The organism is Acinetobacter brisouii CIP 110357 (assembly GCF_000488275.1).
GTDB classification, from domain to species: Bacteria; Pseudomonadota; Gammaproteobacteria; order Pseudomonadales; family Moraxellaceae; genus Acinetobacter; species Acinetobacter brisouii.
This window is the reverse complement of record NZ_KI530762.1, coordinates 1,431,937-1,451,990: the sequence shown is the minus strand read 5'-3', so window position 1 is coordinate 1,451,990 and position 20,054 is coordinate 1,431,937. Positions and strand designations below refer to the sequence as shown.

Genomic DNA, 20,054 nt, shown 5'->3' with positions numbered 1-20,054 from the left:
AAAGTAATCGATTACTATACTATAAGCTGTCTATTTTGCCAAAGACTTATCGATATTGCAGGGCTTTTAAAAAGTGTTCGACACTATATTCAATATAATGATTGATTTCTTCAAGGCTTTCTTGAGGTTCAACGCCCATTAAGACCTGCCATTCAAAATGCCATAAAATTCCGAGATACATTTTGGCAGAGTGCAATGGGTTAGAGCAGACGATTTGGCCCTGTTCATGTGCTTGACTGAGTCGCTGACTTACACTTTGCAGGATTTTTCCTGGGCATTCTTCATATAAATAGATTGCAAGCTCGGGATTTTGCTTGGTTTGTTCGAATAGTAATCGAACAAACTTACGATTTTCTGGTTTTAAAATATGTTGATAAAAATTATTTAAAATACTGACCAGTAAGCTTTTGAGATTGCTGGTTTGCGGGGCAATTTTTAAAAATAGTTCTTTGAAAAAAATATCGCGCCGATGTTCACAGATCGCCTTAAATAAACCGTCTTTATTACCAAAATATTTATAGAGAGAGGCTTTTGATCCGCCAGCATGATTCACGATATCATCGAGGGAAACGGCATCATATCCTTTTTCTAAAAAAAGTTCCGTGGCAGATATTACAAAGGCAAGATGTCGCTCAAAACCACGTTTGGTTTGAGGTGGCACGTTGCAATAGCAGTAAAGTTGATCTGACATGGGAAATAAATCAAGATATCACGGTTAATCATTGAGTATAGCAAATCTGAACTAAAATGGCGCAATAGCCTGTGAGTGTATTGTTCACTTTACGATTCTTTGCTCAAATGAATTCTATATCGTTTGAGGATACTCGCGGAATGATTATTCTCTATCCAATTTACAGTTGATTGGTAGGATGAATGCATATTTGTGCATAAAAAAGGCCATGCTGAGCATGACCTTTTGCCTTCAATTTATTGAAATTATTCTAGAGTTGAGAGTTTTTGATCCTCTTCTTCATCGTCATCGACAGAATCTAACCCCAGCTCTTTGAGCTTGCGTGTCAGAGTATTTCGTCCCCAGCCCAGTAATTCGGCTGCATGGCGTTTACGTCCACGTGTCTGTTGTAATGCAGCATTGATTAATGTGCGTTCAAACATCGGGGTAGCAACATCCAGAATTTTCATCTCGCCGTTACGCAATTTTTGTATTGCCCATTGAGCAAGTAATTCATCCCAGTGTTGTACGCTTACGCGTTCATTGTTGATGTTGACATTATTAACAACAGGATCACCCGATTTTTGAATCGGGATTTGTTTTAACTCATTTGGCAAGTCTTCTGGATAAACTTCTCGACCTGTAATCATAACAGTGAGCCAGCGACATGTATTTTCCAGTTGACGCACATTACCAGGCCAAGGCAGTTGCTGCATATAACTGATGGTTTCTGGACGTAAGATTTTTGGACTAACGCCAAGCTCTTTGCCTGCTTGTGCCAAGAAATGTTGCGCCAGCATCGGAATATCTTCGCTACGATGCGCCAGTTTCGGAATATGAATACGAATTACGTTTAAACGGTGATACAAGTCTTCACGGAAACGTCCTTCATTGACCAGTTTTTCCAAATCCTGATGCGTGGCAGCAACAATACGCACATCGACTTTTACGGGAATATGACCACCAACCCGATAAAACTCGCCATCTGCTAATACACGTAATAAACGGGTTTGGGTTTCAAATGGCATATCGCCAATTTCATCAAGGAATAATGTGCCGCCATTGGCTTGTTCAAAACGACCTTGGCGTTGTGTATTTGCACCTGTGAATGCACCTTTTTCATGTCCAAATAATTCGGTTTCAATCAAATCTTTGGGAATCGCGGCCATGTTTAAGGCAATAAAAGGTTTGCTCTTGCGTGGTGAATGGCGGTGCAGTGCGTGTGCAACCAGCTCTTTACCTGTACCTGATTCACCATTAATAAGAACCGTAATATGCGATTGAGATAATCGACCAATGGCACGGAAGACTTCCTGCATGGCAGGTGATTCACCAATGATTTCAGTCGAATGAATTGGGGAAGTGGTTTTATTCGCAGATTCTTGTTGTTGTAGCTTCGTAATATGCAAAATCGCACGATTCACCAACGCCAATGCTTCATCGATATCGAACGGCTTAGGTAAGTACTCAAATGCACCAGTTTGATAACTTGAAACAGCAGATTCCAAATCTGAATGTGCCGTCATAATAATGACGGGTAGTTCAGGGTAGCTACTTTTTACCTTGCCTAAAAAGGTTAAACCATCGATTCCTGGCATACGGATATCAGTTAAAATGACATCGGGCGCTTCGTGTGGTAGTTGGTCTAATGCGCTTTGAGCTTCCTCAAAACTGGTGACATCGAAGCCTTCTTCTTTGAAGGTTTTTTCCAACACCCAGCGCATGGCGCGATCATCATCAATGACCCAAATTTTATTTCGCGACATGGTGCGACTCCCAAGGTAAATATAAGCTAAAAATGGTTTTACTCGGCACAGAATGACAAACGATCATACCGTTGTGCTGATGCATAATATTTTGTGCAATACTGAGTCCAAGCCCTGTGCCATTGGCACGACCTGTGACCAGCGGATAAAATACAGACTCTAAAATTTCTTCGGGAATACCTGGCCCATTATCTTCAATGTCAACGCGCACTGCAGAGCGATGCAAAACACCATTAATGGTAACAAGGCGTTGAATACGGGTGCGTAAGATCAACTCAGGCTTATGCTCTTGGAAAAAATCCTTGTGTTCGAGCATGGCCTGCACAGCATTGACACTAATATTGAGCATGACCTGGATCAGTTGATCGCGATCTGCTTTGACATCGGGGAGTGATAAATCATAATCACGTGTGATTTTAATTTTCTTCTTGGTTTGATTGGTAATCAGAGAACGGACACGTTCTAAAGGCTCATGCACATTAACATCGACATAGCTGGGCAGTTGCCGCGAACCGAGCATGGTGTCTGCCAGTGTACGTAAACGATCCACTTCACTAATAATAATGTCGGTGAATTCATTGTATTTTGGATCGTTTAGGCTACGTGCCAAAAGCTGTGTTGCCCCACGAATGCCACCTAATGGATTCTTGATTTCATGTGCGACGCCACGAATCAGTTGTCGTGTGACTTGGTGTTGCTGAATCAGGTTTTCTTCCTTGGAGATTTTCAGCATTCGGTCAATCGGGTTGAGTTCAATCAGTAATAAAGGATGATAGGGACGTCCAGCATTGAGCTGTGAAACAGAATAATCCACATGAATGTCTTTAAAATTGACATTAATAATGGCTTCGCGCCGTGTATAAGCCTGCCCAGTATTTAACGTGTTCAATAATGCTTCACGTGTATCAAAGGTATCATTTGGTGCTTGTAGAAGCTGAACAACAGGTATACCTGAAGCACGTAACAAACTCATGTCAAAAAGTGCTTCACAAGACGAGTTAAGGTAAAAAATATTTAAATTTTTATCGACCAGTAAGATGGCTGTGGTCAAATTATCGACGAGTAGACGGTAATCAATCGTTGGAATAGGGTCCATTAGCGTAATCTTCCTGAAGTAAAATAGCGCAATGGCATCTTTGTCATTGTATTTGCTCCCTGTTATGGAACATTTTCTAAAATTAAAACTAGCCTGATTAAAGCAAAATGTAAGCCAACTTTATAAAATGACTTGTTTTTAGGCAAAAATTGACCTTTGACATGCTTTTAAAGTGACTTTTGGGCATTCACCCCTAAAACAGTATCAAAATGAGGAGTTTTTAGCACTATATTGGTGCTGCTTATTTGTTTTGTTAAAACATGAGCAATATTTTGGTGCATGAATGAAACATTACCGTTTATGCCTATGCTTACGCAGGGAAAAGTCATACAATACGCGCATTCTAGTGGAGTGTTGTTTGCATGAAATCCCCCAAAGTCGGTTTTGTTTCTTTAGGTTGTCCTAAGGCATTGGTCGATTCTGAGCGTATATTAACCCAGTTGCGTACTGAAGGTTATCAGGTTGCATCAGATTATGATGGTGCTGACCTCGTTGTAGTAAATACCTGCGGTTTTATCGAGTCTGCGGTACAAGAGTCGTTAGATGCAATTGGCGAAGCCATGAATGAAAATGGTCGTGTAATTGTGACAGGCTGCTTGGGGAAAGATGAAGATAAAATCCGTCAAATGCATCCAAATGTATTGAAAGTGACGGGCGCAGCAGCATATCAAGATGTGATGGAAGCTGTACATGAGTATGTACCTGCTCCACCAAAACATAACCCATTTATTGATTTAGTTCCTGAGCAAGGTGTGCGTCTTACGCCAAAACACTATGCTTATTTAAAAATATCAGAAGGCTGTAACCACCGTTGTACCTTCTGTATTATTCCAAGTATGCGTGGCGACTTGGTTTCACGTCCTGTAGGTTCGGTTCTTGAAGAAGCTGCGGCACTAAAACGTGCAGGTGTCAAAGAAGTCTTGGTGATTTCTCAAGATACGTCAGCCTATGGTGTCGACACCAAATACAAGCTGGACTTTTGGAACGGACAGCCAGTCAAAACCAAATTTTATGACATGTGTGAAGCACTCGGTCAGTTAGGTATCTGGGTACGTTTACACTATGTTTACCCATATCCACATGTCGATGCAGTGATTGACCTGATGGCACAAGGTAAAATTTTACCTTATCTGGATATTCCATTCCAACATGCAAGCCCGCGCATTTTAAAACTCATGAAACGCCCTGCACATAGCGAAAATACGCTAGAGCGTTTACAGGTTTGGCGTGAAAAATGTCCTGAATTAGTCATTCGTTCAACGTTTGTTGTTGGTTTTCCTGGTGAAACTGAAGAAGATTTCCAAATACTGCTTGACTGGCTCAAAGAAGCGCAGCTTGACCGTGTCGGTTGTTTCACCTATTCACCAGTAGAAGGCGCAACAGCCAACGACTTACCAGATCATGTTCCTGAAGAGATCAAACAAGAGCGTTATGAACGCTTTATGCAGGTACAACAAGAGATTTCAGCAGCAAAATTGCAACAACGCATTGGCCAAACTATGACGGTATTGGTTGATGGTCTGGAAGATGAATATCCAGTTGCGGTTGCGCGTTCTTATGCAGATGCCCCAGAAATTGATGGCAATGTTTTTGTTGAAGACATTGATAAATCACAAATTAAAGCGGGCGATTTGCTGGAAGTCGAAATTACCGATGCAGATGAATATGATCTGTTTGCTAAATTGATTAAAATTAAAGCAAATTAATCGGCTCACATTTACAAATTTAACTTTATTCGAATGAAAACTTTTTCGGAGCACCGTCATGGCAGAAACAAATAGTCCTCGTTACTCACGTATTTTACTTAAGTTGTCTGGTGAAGCACTATCAGGCAACCGTGAGATGGGGATCGATGCTCAAGTTCTTGATCAAATGTCATTGTCTATTGCACATTTGGTTGGTTTGGGTGTACAAGTGGGCATCGTAGTAGGTGGCGGTAACTTATATCGCGGTAGCCAATTACAAAAAGATGGTCTCGTTGGGCGTGTTACAGGTGACCAAATGGGTATGCTTGCAACCGTTATGAATGGTTTGGCCATGCGTGATGCGCTGGTGCGTCGTAATATCAAAACCCGCCTGATGTCTGCGTTGTCTATTGGTACTGTCGTTGAGCCATATTCAAGCCGTGATGCAATTCGTCACCTCAGTCAAGGTGAAGTCTGCGTATTTGTGGCGGGTACAGGCAATCCATTCTTTACAACAGATACAGCTGCATGTTTGCGTGGTATCGAGATTGAAGCGAACCTTATCCTAAAGGCCACTAAAGTTGATGGCGTTTATAATAAAGATCCAAGTAAATATGACGATGCGGTAAAATATGATCGTTTGACTTTTGATCAAGTGTTGGATGAAAAGTTAGGTGTAATGGATCTTACTGCGATTTGCTTATGCCGTGATCATAATGTGCCTTTACAAGTATTTGATATGAACAAATCTGGCGCATTGCTTTCAATTGTGATGGGTGAAAAAGAGGGAACTCACGTTACGAAGTAATATACGTAACTGAGAAAGCTCTTTATACTAGCGCTAATTTTATTTTACATTTTGAGAAAGTAAGGAAGATCATATGATTAACGATCTTAAAAAAGACAGCGAACAGCGAATGCAAAAGTCAATCGAGTCCTTGGAACAAGGATTTGCAAAAGTTCGTACTGGCCGTGCGCATCCATCTATTTTAAATGGTGTCATGGTTCCTTACTACGGTTCGGATGTGCCATTAAACCAAGTGGCAAACGTGGGTGTTGAAGATTCACGTATGTTGATTGTTCAACCATTTGAACGCACAATGGTTTCTGCAATTGATAAAGCGATTCGTGAAAGTGATTTGGGTTTAAATCCAATTACTGCTGACGCAATTCGTGTGCCATTACCAGCACTCACTGAAGAAACTCGCCGTGATATGCAAAAAGTTGCACGTACTGAAGCTGAAAATGCCAAAGTTGCAATTCGTAACATTCGCCGTGACGTTTTGGGTGACTTAAAAACATTATTGAAAGAAAAAGAAATTTCTGAAGATGATGAACGCCGCGCAAGTGATGATATTCAAAAGATCACTGATAAATATGTAGCTGAAGTAGATAAACGTCTAGCTGCAAAAGAAGAAGAGTTAATGAAGGTTTAATGAATGACGAGTTTAAACGGCATTCATCACCTTCCTCAACATGTTGCCATCATTATGGATGGCAACAATCGTTTTGCTAAAAAAATGCATCTTGCGCAAGGCGCTGGGCATAAAGAAGGTAAAAATACGCTAGATCCTGTCGTAGAGCGCTGCCGTGAGCTTGGGGTTCAGGCGTTGACGGTTTTTGCTTTTTCAAGTGAAAACTGGAATCGACCTCAACCTGAAGTTGATTTGCTGATGCATTTGCTAGAGCAGACCGTTCATGAGCAAATCCCACGTATGATCAAATTTGAGATTGCTCTACGTTTTATCGGTGAGCGTTCTCGACTTCCATTACATTTGCAAGAGTTACTCAATACTGCTGAGCAACAAACTGCTCACTTTAAGCAAATGACGCTGACGATCGCGATTAGTTATGGCGGTATGTGGGATATTGCGGATTCAGCCAAGCGTATTGCTCAAGATGTACTTGACCACAAAATTACAGTTGATCAGATTAATCCCGCACTGTTTGGTCAATATATTCACCTTGGAGATTTGCCTCCAGTAGACTTGCTCATTCGAACAGGTGGAGATTATCGAATTTCTAATTTCTTGCTGTGGCAGTCTGCATATGCAGAGCTTTATTTTACTAAAACATTATGGCCTGAGTTTTTGGTAGAAGAACTCAACCAAGCCTTTAAGGTATTTGCACAGCGTGAACGCCGTTTTGGTAAAACCTCTGAACAAATCCAACAAGAGAAAACTGAGAAATAATACATGTTTGAGCGGATTAAAACCGCGTTGGTATTGGTAGCAATTGTTTTAAGTTGTATGTTTGCTACAACCTCGCATTACCCTATGCAAGCATTGATGGTCATTGCTGCAACGATTGCAGGGTATGAGTGGTACAAATTAATGCCAAAGCAGGATGCATCGATACGACCATTTTTTGTTTTTGGATATGCTTGTATTGCCTTGATTGTATCTGTGATTGCATTGTATGTTCATGATATTACATTGCTTTTTTGGATAGCTTCCATTTTGGTGTGGCTCACCAGTGTATACTGGGTGAAAAACTTTCCAGAGTATGATGGCTGGTATAATAAAAGCCTGAATCTGGTTGGCCTGATCCTGATTTCATCAGCAGTGAGTGCAATTTTTTCTGTCTGGCAACATTCACCGTGGTGGTTAATGTATCTATTCCTCTTGGTTTGGGGTGCAGATAGTGGTGCGTATTTTGTTGGGCGAAAGTTGGGGCGGCGTAAAATGGCGCCAAATGTCAGTCCGAATAAATCAGTTGAAGGCTTGTTTGGTGGCTTAATCACTTCAGGTATTATTGTTGTTATTGTTCAAAGCCATTATTTACATTTAACTTTATTACAACATGTACTATTTCTAACTCTCTCGATTATCACTGTACTTGGTTCGGTTCAAGGTGACCTGTTTGAGTCAATGATTAAGCGTCGAGCTGGTGTGAAAGATTCGGGTCGAATTCTTCCTGGGCATGGTGGTGTTTTGGATCGCATTGATTCATTGCTTGCAGCAGCACCGATTTTTGCAACAGGAATTTATTTACTAAAACTTATCGGTGTAGATCTCTAAATGTCTCAATCTGTTTGTATATTGGGTGCAACTGGTTCAATTGGTGAAAGTACATTAAAAGTATTGCAGCAACATCCAGATAAATACTCGGTTTTTGCAGTTACGGCGTATAGTCGACTTGAAAAATTGGTTGAAATATGCAAACAGTTCCATCCTCAAGTCGCTGTTGTTCCCTCAACGAAACAAGATCGATTGGCACAGTTATTCAAACAGCATCAGATTGATTATACAGAAATTTTAACTGATGAAGCAGGTTTGGTTGCTGTTGCTGAGCATCCACAGGTTGATATTGTCATGGCGGCAATTGTTGGTGCAGCAGGGCTGCTCCCGACATTAGCGGCAGTCAAAGCCAGTAAGCGCGTACTACTTGCGAACAAAGAAGCTTTGGTCATGTCTGGCGAAATCATGATGCAAGCGGCTGAACAGCATCAGGCGCTTTTGCTGCCTGTGGACTCTGAACATAATGCGATTTTTCAGTGTTTGCCAAATGGCTATTGTCAGTCAGAGCGTACAGGTCAACCCAAGCAGGGTGTCTCTCGGATTCTGCTGACTGCATCAGGTGGGCCATTTTTAAATACATCATTGAATGACTTGCATGATGTGACCCCTGCGCAGGCATGTAAACATCCAAATTGGTCAATGGGTCAGAAGATATCTGTCGATTCCGCAACGCTCATGAATAAAGGTCTGGAATTGATTGAAGCATGTCATTTGTTTTCAATTTCAGAACATTTTGTTACAGTCGTTATCCATCCACAAAGTATTATTCATTCTATGGTTCAATATGTGGATGGTTCAACTTTGGCTCAAATGGGTAATCCTGATATGTGTACGCCAATTGCACATGCATTGGCTTGGCCACAGCGCATCTCAACACCCGTAGATGCTTTAGATTTATTTGTACATCAACAGCTTAATTTTCAGCAACCCGACACGATTAAATTTCCAGCCTTGCGTTTAGCTCGTCATGCTATGCAAGCGGGTGGTGTTGCACCAGCGATTTTAAATGCTGCCAATGAAATTGCAGTTGCTGCATTTTTACAGCAAAAAATAAAATTTACCGCAATTCCTGAAGTTGTAGAACATACCTTAAATGATATGGAAAATGCTCAGGCCAATTCGCTAGAGACTATTTTACAAGCAGATCAGTTTGCTCGTAATATAGCAACTCAGCGTGTTGATGCTTTAAGGCTAAAATAATGAGTATTTTATTTATTGTGCTTGCGGCAATTTTTTTGCTTGGGCCACTGATTGCCATTCATGAATTTGGTCATTATTGGGTTGCGCGCAAATTAGGTGTCAAGGTTTTGGTTTATTCAATTGGTTTTGGGCCAACTGTACTGAATTGGACATCTAAAAAGTCAGGAATTCAGTATCGTTTATCAGCATTGCCTTTGGGTGGTTATGTCAAAATGCTCGATGAACGTGAAGGTGATGTTAAAGCTGAAGATCTGCCTTTTGCATTTAACCGTCAGTCTCCATGGAAACGTATTGCGATTGTTGCAGCAGGACCACTGATTAACTTGATCTTTGCCGTTTTATTGTTTTGGATACTGTTTTTACCCCAACAGGAGCAGCTCAATACTCGTGTTGGCAAAGTGATACCTGAAACACCTGCTGCGATTGCGGGTTTACAGGTTGGTGATAAAGTTGTTGCAATTGATGGCAAAACCACTCCGACTTGGGAGGCTTTAAATTTTGCACTGGTTGATCGTGCGGGAGAGACAGGGCAAATTCAGGTACAGGCTGAACATCAGGGGCAACTCAAAAATTTTAGTCTACCCATTCAGCATTTCTTAAAAGATCAAACACAGTCCGCTTTAGATACTTTGGGATTTTTGCCATATCGTCCAAAAATTGAACCTGTTGTTGATCAGCTTGTGCCAGATGGTGCGGCTAATCGTCAAGGTATGCAAAAAGGCGACAAGATTATTGCAATTGATGGCGTGAAAACTCCTGACTGGTTTGATGTGGTTGATATTGTACAAAAGTCGCCAGAAAAATTACTTAAAATTGATGTTGAGCGGCAAGGCAAGATTCTTCAGTTGCAGGTCATGCCTCAGGGCAAGCGTGACAATATGGGAAATGTGACAGGCATGCTGGGAGTACAAACCAAGTCAGCACACATTACTGTTCCTAGCCAATATAAGCAAACTATTCAATATACACCTGTACAAGCGTTCGGAAAAGCGGTACAAAAGACAGGTGAAATTTCCAGTATGATTTTAAATTCAATGACCAAAATGGTTCGTGGTTTAATTGGTTTGGAAAATTTATCAGGTCCGATTACGATTGCTAAAGTTGCTGGACAAAGCGCAGAAATGGGTTGGCAAACTTTTATTTCATTTATGGCATTGATGAGTGTAAGTTTGGGGATTTTGAACTTGTTACCAATTCCAATGCTTGATGGTGGACATCTAGTTTATTATTTTATAGAAGCAATTCGAGGTAAACCTGTTTCTGAACAAATACAAATGATTGGTTTTAAAATCGGTATGGTATTGCTGGGTAGCATGATGGTCCTTGCTTTATTTAATGATTTTATGCGTTTATAACAGAATTACGAAATATCCAACTTAGTGGAAAAATAGGCATGCGTCACACACATTTTTTAATGCCTTTAGCACTGGTGAGTGCAATGGCTGCTGTACAACAAGTTTATGCCGCGGATGAGTTTGTTGCCCAAGATGTTAAAATCGAAGGTTTAGTTCGCTTAACTCCTGCCAATATTTATAGTATGTTGCCAATAAAAAGTGGTGATCGTGTAAATGATGCGACCCTCAATAATGCTATACATACTTTATATGATTCAGGTTTATTTGATGACATTAAAGCAACCCAGCAGGGGAATACTTTAGTTTTTAATGTTGTTGAACGTCCGATTATTTCTAAAGTTGAATTTAAAGGCAACAAGCTCATTCCTAAAGAAGCTTTGCAAGACGGCTTGAAAAAAATGGGAATCGCAGAAGGCGAAGTGCTGAAAAAGTCGACTCTGCAAAATCTTGAGACAGAGCTTGAGCAGCAATACAATCAGCAAGGTCGTTATAATGCTGATATTAAAGTTGAAACCACGCCACGCCCAAATAACCGTGTTGACTTGACCATTAATTTTAATGAAGGTAAGGCTGCTAAAGTTGTCAATATTAGTGTGATTGGTAACACAGTTTTTAGCGATGATGAAATTAAACGAGCATTCGCACTTAAAGAAAGCAGTTGGTCATCTATCGTTACTCGTAATGACCGCTATGCTAAAGAACGTATGGCAGCAAGCCTAGAAGCATTACGTGCATTATATTTGAATGCGGGTTATGTCAATTTTGCTGTGAATTCATCAAATTTGAATATCAGTAATGATAAGAAAAATATTTTTGTTGAAGTTTCAATTACTGAAGGTCAGCAATTCAAGGTTGGGCAGACCAAGTTCTTAGGTGATACTTTATTTAAACCTGAAGAATTAAAAACGCTGCAAATTTATAAAGATGGCGATACTTATTCTCAAGAAAAAATTGATGCCGTTAAAAACCTCTTATTGCATAAATATGGTAATGCAGGGTATTACTTTGCGGAAGTCAATGTTGTTCCACAAATTGATAATGATAAGAAAATCGTTGATCTGAATTATTATATTAATCCAGGTCAGCAAGTAACGATTCGTCGTATTAACTTTACAGGTAATACTAAAACTGAAGATCAGGTATTACGTCGTGAAATGCGTCAAATGGAAGGCGCTTTGGCAAGTAATGAGAAAATTGACTTGTCTAAAGTACGCTTAGAACGCACAGGTTACTTTAAAACTGTTGATGTTAAACCTGTACGTATTCCGAATGTACCAGACCAAATTGATTTGGACGTGAATGTTGAAGAGCAACATTCAGGTACAAGTACTCTAGCACTGGGTTATTCACAAAGTGGCGGTATTACTTATCAAGCCGGGATTAGCCAGTCTAACTTTTTGGGCACTGGTAAAAGTGTAGGTTTTGACTTTACCAAGTCTCAGTACGCAACGTCTTATAGTTTGGCAGTCACAGACCCATACTTTACGATCGATGGTGTAAGTGCGGGTTATAATGTCTACTATAAAGAAACTAAGCCATACCAAGACTACCACGTTAGTGATTACTATTCTAAAACACTCGGCGCCAATACAAGCCTGTCTTATCCAATCGATGAGAATCAGAGTGTTAGTGGCTCATTGGGCTTAGAAAGTACCGATATTTCTACTGACCAGTATGGTTCTGTTGCATTTAGAGACTATTTGCTGAGTCATGGCGGTAAAGTGAAAGCAACGGCAACGCCAACCGCTGGGGGGGAACCTTACGCTAGTGAGTTTGAAGGAAGCTATCTAAATTACCTTCTAAACTTGGGTTGGTCATTTAATACTCTGAACCGACCAATGTTGCCAACATCAGGTCAGTTGCACAGTGTGAATCTGGAAGTTGCTTTGCCAGGTAGTGATGCTGCATATCAGAAATTGACTTATAGCACCCAAGTATTTTTCCCAATTGGTAGTAAAGGTTGGGGAGTTCATGGTTATGGTAAGTTAGGTTACGGTCATGATCTGCCATTCTGGAAAAACTACTATGCTGGTGGTTGGGGATCAGTTCGTGGTTATCAAGACAATACTTTAGGGCCAGCTTACCCTGGGGTGTACTATAGCGCGAATAACATAGCACAAAGCAGCAGTCGAGATTCTACAGGTGCAAATGCACTCGTACAATTTGGTGCGGAATTGATTTTACCTGTGCCATCAAAAGGCGACTGGGCACGTAATGTTCGCCCTGTGTTGTTTGCTGAAGGTGGTAATGTCTTTGATACAACTTGTAATGTAAACGCTTATAACAATCCTGCTACTCCAAGTACATCTACAGATGCTGGAGCAAAGCAATACTGTAAAGATAACTACGGTTTTGATATGGGTAATTTACGTTATAGTGTTGGTTTTGGTCTGACTTGGAATACCATGATTGGTCCTCTTTCAATCAGTTATGCTTTCCCATTGAATAAGAAAGCAACTGATCAAACACAAGCAGTACAATTCCAGATTGGTCGAACTTTCTAAGTTCGGCCTTCAGCCAGTCGTTAAAAATGTAATGATTTAAGGATATATGAATGAAAAAATTAGCAGTAGCATTTGCAGCAGGTTTAGGTTTTATGAGTATGGCACACGCCGCAGGTTATGGTGTGATTGACATGCAACGCGTTGTTGAAAACAGTACTTATTTGAAACAGCAAAATGACGGTTTACAACAAGCAGTAAAACCAGCTGCTACACGTGTTGAGCAGTTAAATAAAGAGATTCAGGATTTGCAAAACAAAGCAGCTACAGCTAAACCAGCAGAAGTGCAGCAGCTTAAAACACAATATGATGCGAAAGTAAAAGAAATTAATTCATTGGAACAAAACATTCAGCAGCGTGTACAGTCTACTTCTCAGGCGACAGGACAAACTTTTACGACACGCGTACAGCAAGCTGCAGAACAATTGCGTAAAGAAAACAGTTTAGATTTCGTTTTGAATAAAAATTCAGCACTTGCCTATGACGTTAAGAACGACTTAACTGATAAAATGATTCAAAAGGTTAATGCGATGAAATAATCAATGATTCAGCGTTCATATACACTTAAAGAATTAGCATCTTTAGTACATGGTGAATTAATTGGACAACCTGAAACGAAAGTTTCAGGTTTGTCTAGTTTAGAGCAGGCGACATCACAGCAGATTTCTTTTGTGAATGGGGATAAATACTTAGAGCAAGCACTTGCTTCTAAGGCTGCTGTGCTAATTGTCACACGTGACTTACAAGCTCAATTGACAACACATCAGAATTTTATTGTTGTTGAAAATCCATATCTTGCTTTTGCGATGCTTACACATGTATTTGAAATTAAAAAAATAGATGTGGGAATCGAGAGTACAGCTCAAATTCATCCCTCTGCTATGATTTCAGATACTGCCTATATTGGTCACTATGTGGTCATTGGTGAGAACTGTGTCGTTGGGGATCATACATTTATTGAGTCACATGCCAAGATTGATGATGGTGTGGAAATTGGGCAGAAATGTTTTATTGACTCACATGTCACGATTACTGGGTTTAGCAAAATTGGCAACAATGTGCGCATTCATGCCAATACAGTGATTGGAAGCGAAGGTTTTGGCTTCGCGCCTTATCAAGGAAAGTGGCATCGCATTGCACAGTTAGGCTCTGTGAAAATTGGCAATAATGTGCGCATTGGATCAAATTGTAGTATTGACCGTGGTGCATTAGATGACACAATTTTGGAAGATGGGGTCATTGTAGATAACCTTGTGCAAATCGCCCACAATGTGCATGTTGGTGAAAATACTGCGATTGCTGCAAAAACAGGCATTGCAGGTAGTACAACGATTGGCAAAAACTGTATACTTGCTGGCGCTTGTGGGGTGGCTGGACACTTAAAAATTACGGACAATGTGACATTAACAGGAATGTCAATGGTCACAAAAAGTATTTTTGAGTCTGGTACTTATTCTTCAGGAACTGGTTTGTTTGAAAGTGGACACTGGCGTCGTACGATTGTTCGCTTGAGACAATTAGCAGATGTGCCATTGACCCAAATTGTCAAACGACTAGATCATATACAAACTCGTATTGAGTCACTTGAATCAACTTTTAATATGCGTAAATGAATATGACAGAGTCACAAAATCAAGATTTGAATAAACCAGCATTACCAATGAATATTCAACAAATTCGTGAATATTTGCCACATCGCTATCCATTCTTGTTGGTGGATCGAGTGACAGAAATTACCGATAACAGTATTGTTGGTTATAAGAATGTGTCTATTAATGAAGAATTTCTTCAAGGGCATTTCCCAGAATATCCAATTATGCCAGGTGTCTTAATCGTTGAGGCATTGGCACAAATTTCTGGTGTGTTGGGTTTCGTATTAAATAACGAAAAACCACAACCAGGTTCTTTGTTCCTTTTTGCAGGTGCAGAGAAAGTTCGTTTTAAGAAGCAAGTTGTTGCAGGTGATCAGCTTGTGCTGAAATCTGAGCTTGTCATGCAAAAACGCGGTATTTACAAATACAACTGTACTGCTAGCGTTGATGGTATTGTGGCAACAACGGCTGAAATTATTATCTCTCATCAAAGAATCTAGAGTAGGCATGAGCAATAAAGAATATATCCACCCAACCGCTATTATTGACTCATCTGCAGTTATTGCACCAGATGTAGAAGTTGGTCCTTACTGTGTGATTGGTCCTCACGTGACAATAGGTGCAGGTACTAAACTTCACTCTCACGTTGTGATTGGCGGATATACTCGTATTGGTGAACACAATGAGATTTTCCAGTTCGCTAGTGTAGGTGAGGTCTGTCAGGATCTTAAATATAAAGGCGAGGAAACATGGCTTGAAGTTGGCGATCATAATGTGATTCGTGAGCATTGCAGCTTACACCGTGGTACGGTGCAAGATCATGGTTTAACCAAAGTAGGTAGTCATAACTTACTGATGGTCAATACACATATTGCTCACGATTGTCAGATTGGTGATCATAATATTTTCGCCAATAATGTGGGCGTGGCAGGTCACGTTCATGTTGGAAGCTATGTTGTGGTTGGTGGAAACTCTGGAATTCATCAATTCTGTAAGATCGACTCTTACAGCATGATTGGTGCGGCATCTTTAATTGTGAAAGATGTGCCTGCTTATGTGATGGCATCTGGAAACCCAGCCCATGCTTTTGGTTTGAATATTGAAGGAATGCGTCGTAAAGGTTGGTCAAAACAAGTGATTCAAGGCTTACGCGAAGCATTCAAGCTGATTTATAAAGAAAGTCTGACAACCGTAGAAGCGCTTGAGCGTATTCGTGCAGAAATCTTGCCAGAGGTGGCTGAAGTTCAGTTGCTGATTGATTCTTTAGAACAGTCACAGCGTGGTATTTTGCGTTAAGCAGGATAGCATGATAAAAAAAGATGCCTTTTGGCATCTTTTTTTATGAAAATCACTTTTCATGTTTTTTAGGCACTTTGCAGATAGTGTTGCTGGTTGATAAGTGGTGCGCCAGTTTTTTGCTGTACTTCTTCAAATTCTACCTGATCTGCCAGTTCAACCACTTTGATGCCTTCGGGTGTAATATCAAATACCCCCAAATCAGTAATAATACGGGAAACTACTCCCAAGCCTGTAAGCGGTAAGCTGCATTGATTCAGAATTTTGGCTTCACCAGTTTTGCTGCAATGTTCCATTAACACCACAATTTTCTTTGCACCTGCGACCAAATCCATGGCACCGCCCATACCTTTGACTTTTTGTCCTGGAATCATCCAGTTGGCAATATCACCTGTCGCTGAAACTTGCATGGCACCTAGAATCGCAATATCAACATGCCCGCCACGAATCATGGCAAATGATTCTGAACTACAAAATAGAGAAGCGCCTTTCTTGGTGGTAATGGTTTGTTTTCCCGCATTGATCAGGTCAGCGTCGACCTCGTGTTCGTGTGGATATTCACCAATCCCGAGTAATCCATTTTCAGACTGTAACCAGACATGGATATCTTCAGGGATGTAGTTGGCAACCAGAGTAGGTAGCCCGATGCCTAAATTGACATAAAAACCATCATGTAATTCTTGAGCGGCTCGTTGAGCCATTTGTTCACGCGTCCAAGCCATGAGTATATTCCGTTATACAGTTTTAGTTTTGACAGTACGAATTTCAATGTGTTTAGTTGGGTTGGTATTGACCACAATACGGTCAATATAAATCCCAAGGAGGTGGATTTCATCGGGATCCAAATCGCCGATTTCAACCAGTTGTTCAACCTCGGCAATGGTAATTTTGCCTGCTACAGCACAGTCTGGGTTAATATTTCGAGCTGTTTTTCGAAAAACCAGATTGCCTGCTTTATCTGCTTTATAGGCTTTGACGAGGGCAATATCGGCATGTAGTGCCATTTCCAGCAGATAGTCTTTGCCATCAAAATTACGGATTTCTTTACCATCTTGCACCACGGTACCTACACCTGTGCGGGTATAAAAAGCGGGAATACCTGCACCTGCGGCGCGTAGTTTTTCTGCCATAGTGCCTTGTGGCGTGAGTTCAACTTCTAGTTCGCCTGCTAAATATTGGCGTTCAAATTCTTTGTTGCCACCAATATATGAGGAAATCATTTTTTTGACCTGACGAGATTCAAGCAAAAGGCTTAAACCGATGCCATCAATCCCTGCATTGTTACTGATACAGGTCAGGTTTTGGGCATTGGAATCACGTACAGTTTCAATCAGCATTTCAGGAATGCCGCATAGTCCGAAGCCACCGACAGCGAGAACCATATTGTCTTGAATAATATCGAAAATTGCCGACTGACTATCGGGATAAATCTTGTTCATTGCAGTTCCATTGTTTTATTTCAGATATCCATGTGTATTGCGGGATGCTTATGCTGCATTAATAACATAAGCATCTTTCGATTTAGTGATTCGCTGCACGGGCAACCAACGTGAGAATATCGTAAGTTGCCACCAGTTCCTGATGCTGATTTTTCACTTTAATGTCCCATACTACAACGCCATGTGCAGGTTGTGTCGGGTCTTTTTGTGGTTTTGGTGTCTTTTGTTTACAAGTCAGTTCAACCTGAATCGAGTCACCAATTTTAACGGGTTCAACAAAACGCAGGTTATCCATACCATAGTTGGCGATCACTGGCCCTTCGGCAGCATCGACAAATAAACCTGCGGCAGCCGAGACAATAAAATAGCCATGTGCCACACGCTCCCCAAAGAAGGAATTAGCGGCAGCGATTTTGTCAGTATGCGCATAGAAGTGATCGCCACTGAGACAGGCAAAATTGACAAGGTCAGATTCAGTTACAGTGCGGCGTGCAGTAAGTAGACGTTCGCCAATCACCAGTTCATCAAAATCTTTCTTGAAAGGATGAACACGGTCTTCGCGGACACTTGCGCCTGCAGTCCATGCATGTGTGACTTGAGTTAGGCTGTTTGGTGAACCTTGAATAGCTGTACGCTGCATGTAGTGTTTAACTGCGCGAATACCACCCAATTCTTCACCACCACCTGCACGACCAGGTCCGCCATGAACCAAGTGAGGTAAAGGTGAACCATGACCTGTGCTTTCTTTTGCAGATTCTTCATCTAAAATGTGTAGGCGACCATGCCAAGGTGCAATTTTTTGTACCAGTGTTTCGATATTTTCATCGCAATTTTTAACGATTGAAGCGACCAGACTCCCTTCGCCACGGGCAACCAGATGAGCAAGTTGCTCAATTGATTGATAAGGCATGAGGGTACAAACAGGGCCAAAAGCTTCAGTTTGATGGATAATTGAAGCCTGATCTGGCGTTGTGCAGCGGAGCAGGGTTGGCGGAAAAAATGCGCCACGTTCTGGGAACTCGGCATTGAATTTAAAATCAGGATTGCCACCAAATACAATTTCAGCTTCTTGCGCCAGTAGTTGAACTTTGTGAGTGACATCTTGTTTTTGTTTTAGGCTTGCCAATGCCCCCATTGTCGTATCACTTCGAGCAGGATCACCAACGACTACTTTTTTGAGTTTGTTGATCAATTGGGACTGAACGGTATCGAGCAGGTTTTCAGGAACAAAGGCACGGCGAATAGCAGTACATTTTTGCCCTGCTTTGCTGGTTATTTCTCGGAAAACTTCGCGGACAAATAGCTCAATGGTAGTTTCATTGGCTTCAGGGCTTAAAATTGCGCTGTTGACCGAGTCAGCTTCCATGCTAAATGGAATTGAATGGCGGTTTAGGTGTGGATGCTGACGTAATTTCTGCCCTGTATCGGCTGAACCTGTGAATGTAACACAGTCTTGTGCTGAGAGTTGCTCAAACAAATCATAGGTTTGTCCACAGATGAGTTGTAAAGCACCTTGTGGTAAAAGCTGGATATCCAAAATGGCATGAACTACCGCTTGGGTCAGTTGTGCGCCATCAGTTGCAGGCTTGACGATGCAAGGCACACCAGCCAAGAGTGTAGGTGCAATTTTTTCCAACATGCCCCAAATCGGGAAGTTGAATGCATTGATATGTACGGCAACGCCAGCTTTGGCCGATAAAATATGTTTTGCGCCAAAACTGCCATGTTTTGAGAGTGGAATCCACGCATCTTCAGTAATGATTTTTTCATCATTTAGCTCACGGCGAACCAGGCTTGAGTAGGCAAATAAAGTCTGAATTCCACCTTCAATATCCACCCATGCATCTTTACGCGTCGCACCTGTTGCGGTTGCCAGTGCATAAAATTCTTCTTTGCGTTCAAGTAGTGCCTGAGCAATTTGTTTTAATGCATTTGCGCGTTGATGAAATGTCCAGTTCGCCAGTTCTGCACCATGCTGTTTTGCATAGTTGACGGCTTTTGCCATATCAATGCCATGACTGCTAACTCGATAAATGGGTTCGCCAGTAATTGCGTGATAGACCTCGCGGAAATCCTGGGTTGCATGATGCCATGTCCCATACACAAAAGATGCCAGACTTGGAATGTTCTCTCTATGAGGAATATGGGTTGTTGAACTGGGTTCGATTGAGTTTGTAGTATCGAGATCTAGCATCTTAAAACTCCATTTTATGATACGTAAAAATTAATTTAATAAAATATATGATTCATAATTTCTTTTAAATTTTTCCAATTGTCAATCATATTTTGAATATTTTTGTGCAAATTAATTTTTATATTTTGATTTAAGTTATTGTATTTATATTGATTAATTTATTTTTATAATTATTTTTAGAAAGTGATACATAAAAATGTATTGACATAACGATTGTTGTATCAAAAAATAGAAACATGG

The 20,054-nt window shown here is 40.9% G+C and carries 18 protein-coding genes; 12 read left to right on the top strand and 6 right to left on the bottom strand.

Going from position 1 to position 20,054, the window contains the following annotated elements:
• Positions 1 to 46: 46 nt before the first annotated feature.
• The 3 genes from P255_RS06825 to glnL form a co-directional block, all read right to left on the bottom strand.
• On the bottom strand, positions 47 to 691 hold the full coding sequence (locus P255_RS06825) for a TetR/AcrR family transcriptional regulator (protein WP_004904898.1): 645 nt from the start codon (positions 689 to 691) through the stop codon (positions 47 to 49).
• Positions 692 to 936: 245 nt separating this feature from the next.
• Entirely contained in the window at positions 937 to 2,436 is a 1,500-nt protein-coding gene (glnG, locus tag P255_RS06820; RefSeq protein ID WP_004904900.1) for a nitrogen regulation protein NR(I), read from the bottom strand.
• Positions 2,423 to 3,532 (bottom strand): nitrogen regulation protein NR(II), encoded by a 1,110-nt coding sequence (glnL, locus tag P255_RS06815; protein ID WP_004904902.1) that lies wholly within the window; start codon positions 3,530 to 3,532, stop codon positions 2,423 to 2,425. The genes glnG and glnL overlap by 14 nt, the downstream gene beginning before the upstream one ends.
• 362 nt (positions 3,533 to 3,894) lie before the next feature.
• Here glnL and rimO point away from each other — a divergent pair, with 362 nt between their 5' ends.
• The 12 genes from rimO (at position 3,895) to lpxA (ending at position 16,181) form a co-directional block, all read left to right on the top strand.
• Entirely contained in the window at positions 3,895 to 5,238 is a 1,344-nt protein-coding gene (rimO, locus tag P255_RS06810; protein ID WP_004904903.1) for a 30S ribosomal protein S12 methylthiotransferase RimO, read from the top strand.
• Between the two features lie 58 nt (positions 5,239 to 5,296).
• Complete coding sequence (gene pyrH / locus P255_RS06805) at positions 5,297 to 6,025, top strand: UMP kinase (protein WP_004751913.1); 729 nt, start codon at positions 5,297 to 5,299, stop codon at positions 6,023 to 6,025.
• Between the two features lie 73 nt (positions 6,026 to 6,098).
• Positions 6,099 to 6,653 (top strand): ribosome recycling factor, encoded by a 555-nt coding sequence (gene frr / locus P255_RS06800; RefSeq protein WP_004904905.1) that lies wholly within the window; start codon positions 6,099 to 6,101, stop codon positions 6,651 to 6,653.
• Between the two features lie 3 nt (positions 6,654 to 6,656).
• Positions 6,657 to 7,409 (top strand): polyprenyl diphosphate synthase, encoded by a 753-nt coding sequence (gene uppS, locus P255_RS06795; RefSeq protein ID WP_004904908.1) that lies wholly within the window; start codon positions 6,657 to 6,659, stop codon positions 7,407 to 7,409.
• Positions 7,410 to 7,412: 3 nt separating this feature from the next.
• Positions 7,413 to 8,237 carry a phosphatidate cytidylyltransferase gene (locus P255_RS06790; RefSeq protein ID WP_004904909.1) on the top strand — a complete coding sequence of 275 codons (825 nt, stop codon included), beginning with the start codon at positions 7,413 to 7,415 and terminating at the stop codon, positions 8,235 to 8,237.
• Positions 8,238 to 9,437 carry a 1-deoxy-D-xylulose-5-phosphate reductoisomerase gene (gene ispC, locus P255_RS06785; protein WP_004904911.1) on the top strand — a complete coding sequence of 400 codons (1,200 nt, stop codon included), beginning with the start codon at positions 8,238 to 8,240 and terminating at the stop codon, positions 9,435 to 9,437.
• On the top strand, positions 9,437 to 10,792 hold the full coding sequence (gene rseP / locus P255_RS06780) for an RIP metalloprotease RseP (protein ID WP_004904913.1): 1,356 nt from the start codon (positions 9,437 to 9,439) through the stop codon (positions 10,790 to 10,792). The genes ispC and rseP overlap by 1 nt, the downstream gene beginning before the upstream one ends.
• Before the next feature lie 38 nt (positions 10,793 to 10,830).
• The gene (bamA, locus tag P255_RS06775) at positions 10,831 to 13,296 is read left to right on the top strand and encodes an outer membrane protein assembly factor BamA (protein ID WP_004904915.1); all 2,466 of its coding nucleotides are present in this window, start codon (positions 10,831 to 10,833) and stop codon (positions 13,294 to 13,296) included.
• Between the two features lie 50 nt (positions 13,297 to 13,346).
• Positions 13,347 to 13,832, top strand: coding sequence for an OmpH/Skp family outer membrane protein (locus P255_RS06770; RefSeq protein WP_004904917.1), 486 nt, complete (start codon positions 13,347 to 13,349; stop codon positions 13,830 to 13,832).
• Positions 13,833 to 13,835: 3 nt separating this feature from the next.
• Positions 13,836 to 14,906: a UDP-3-O-(3-hydroxymyristoyl)glucosamine N-acyltransferase gene (lpxD, locus tag P255_RS06765; RefSeq protein WP_004904919.1), complete on the top strand. Its 1,071-nt coding sequence runs from the start codon at positions 13,836 to 13,838 to the stop codon at positions 14,904 to 14,906.
• 2 nt (positions 14,907 to 14,908) lie between these two features.
• Positions 14,909 to 15,385 (top strand): 3-hydroxyacyl-ACP dehydratase FabZ, encoded by a 477-nt coding sequence (gene fabZ, locus P255_RS06760; protein ID WP_035365307.1) that lies wholly within the window; start codon positions 14,909 to 14,911, stop codon positions 15,383 to 15,385.
• A gap of 7 nt (positions 15,386 to 15,392) precedes the next feature.
• Entirely contained in the window at positions 15,393 to 16,181 is a 789-nt protein-coding gene (gene lpxA, locus P255_RS06755) for an acyl-ACP--UDP-N-acetylglucosamine O-acyltransferase (RefSeq protein ID WP_004904922.1), read from the top strand.
• 68 nt (positions 16,182 to 16,249) lie between these two features.
• Here the strand turns inward: lpxA and P255_RS06750 are convergent, their stop codons facing one another.
• From P255_RS06750 to paaZ, 3 genes are all read right to left on the bottom strand, one after another.
• Complete coding sequence (locus P255_RS06750) at positions 16,250 to 16,903, bottom strand: CoA transferase subunit B (RefSeq protein WP_004904923.1); 654 nt, start codon at positions 16,901 to 16,903, stop codon at positions 16,250 to 16,252.
• Between the two features lie 12 nt (positions 16,904 to 16,915).
• Positions 16,916 to 17,620, bottom strand: coding sequence for a CoA transferase subunit A (locus tag P255_RS06745; protein ID WP_004904926.1), 705 nt, complete (start codon positions 17,618 to 17,620; stop codon positions 16,916 to 16,918).
• 82 nt (positions 17,621 to 17,702) lie between these two features.
• Positions 17,703 to 19,814: a phenylacetic acid degradation bifunctional protein PaaZ gene (paaZ, locus tag P255_RS06740; protein WP_004904928.1), complete on the bottom strand. Its 2,112-nt coding sequence runs from the start codon at positions 19,812 to 19,814 to the stop codon at positions 17,703 to 17,705.
• Between the last annotated feature and the right edge of the window lie 240 nt (positions 19,815 to 20,054).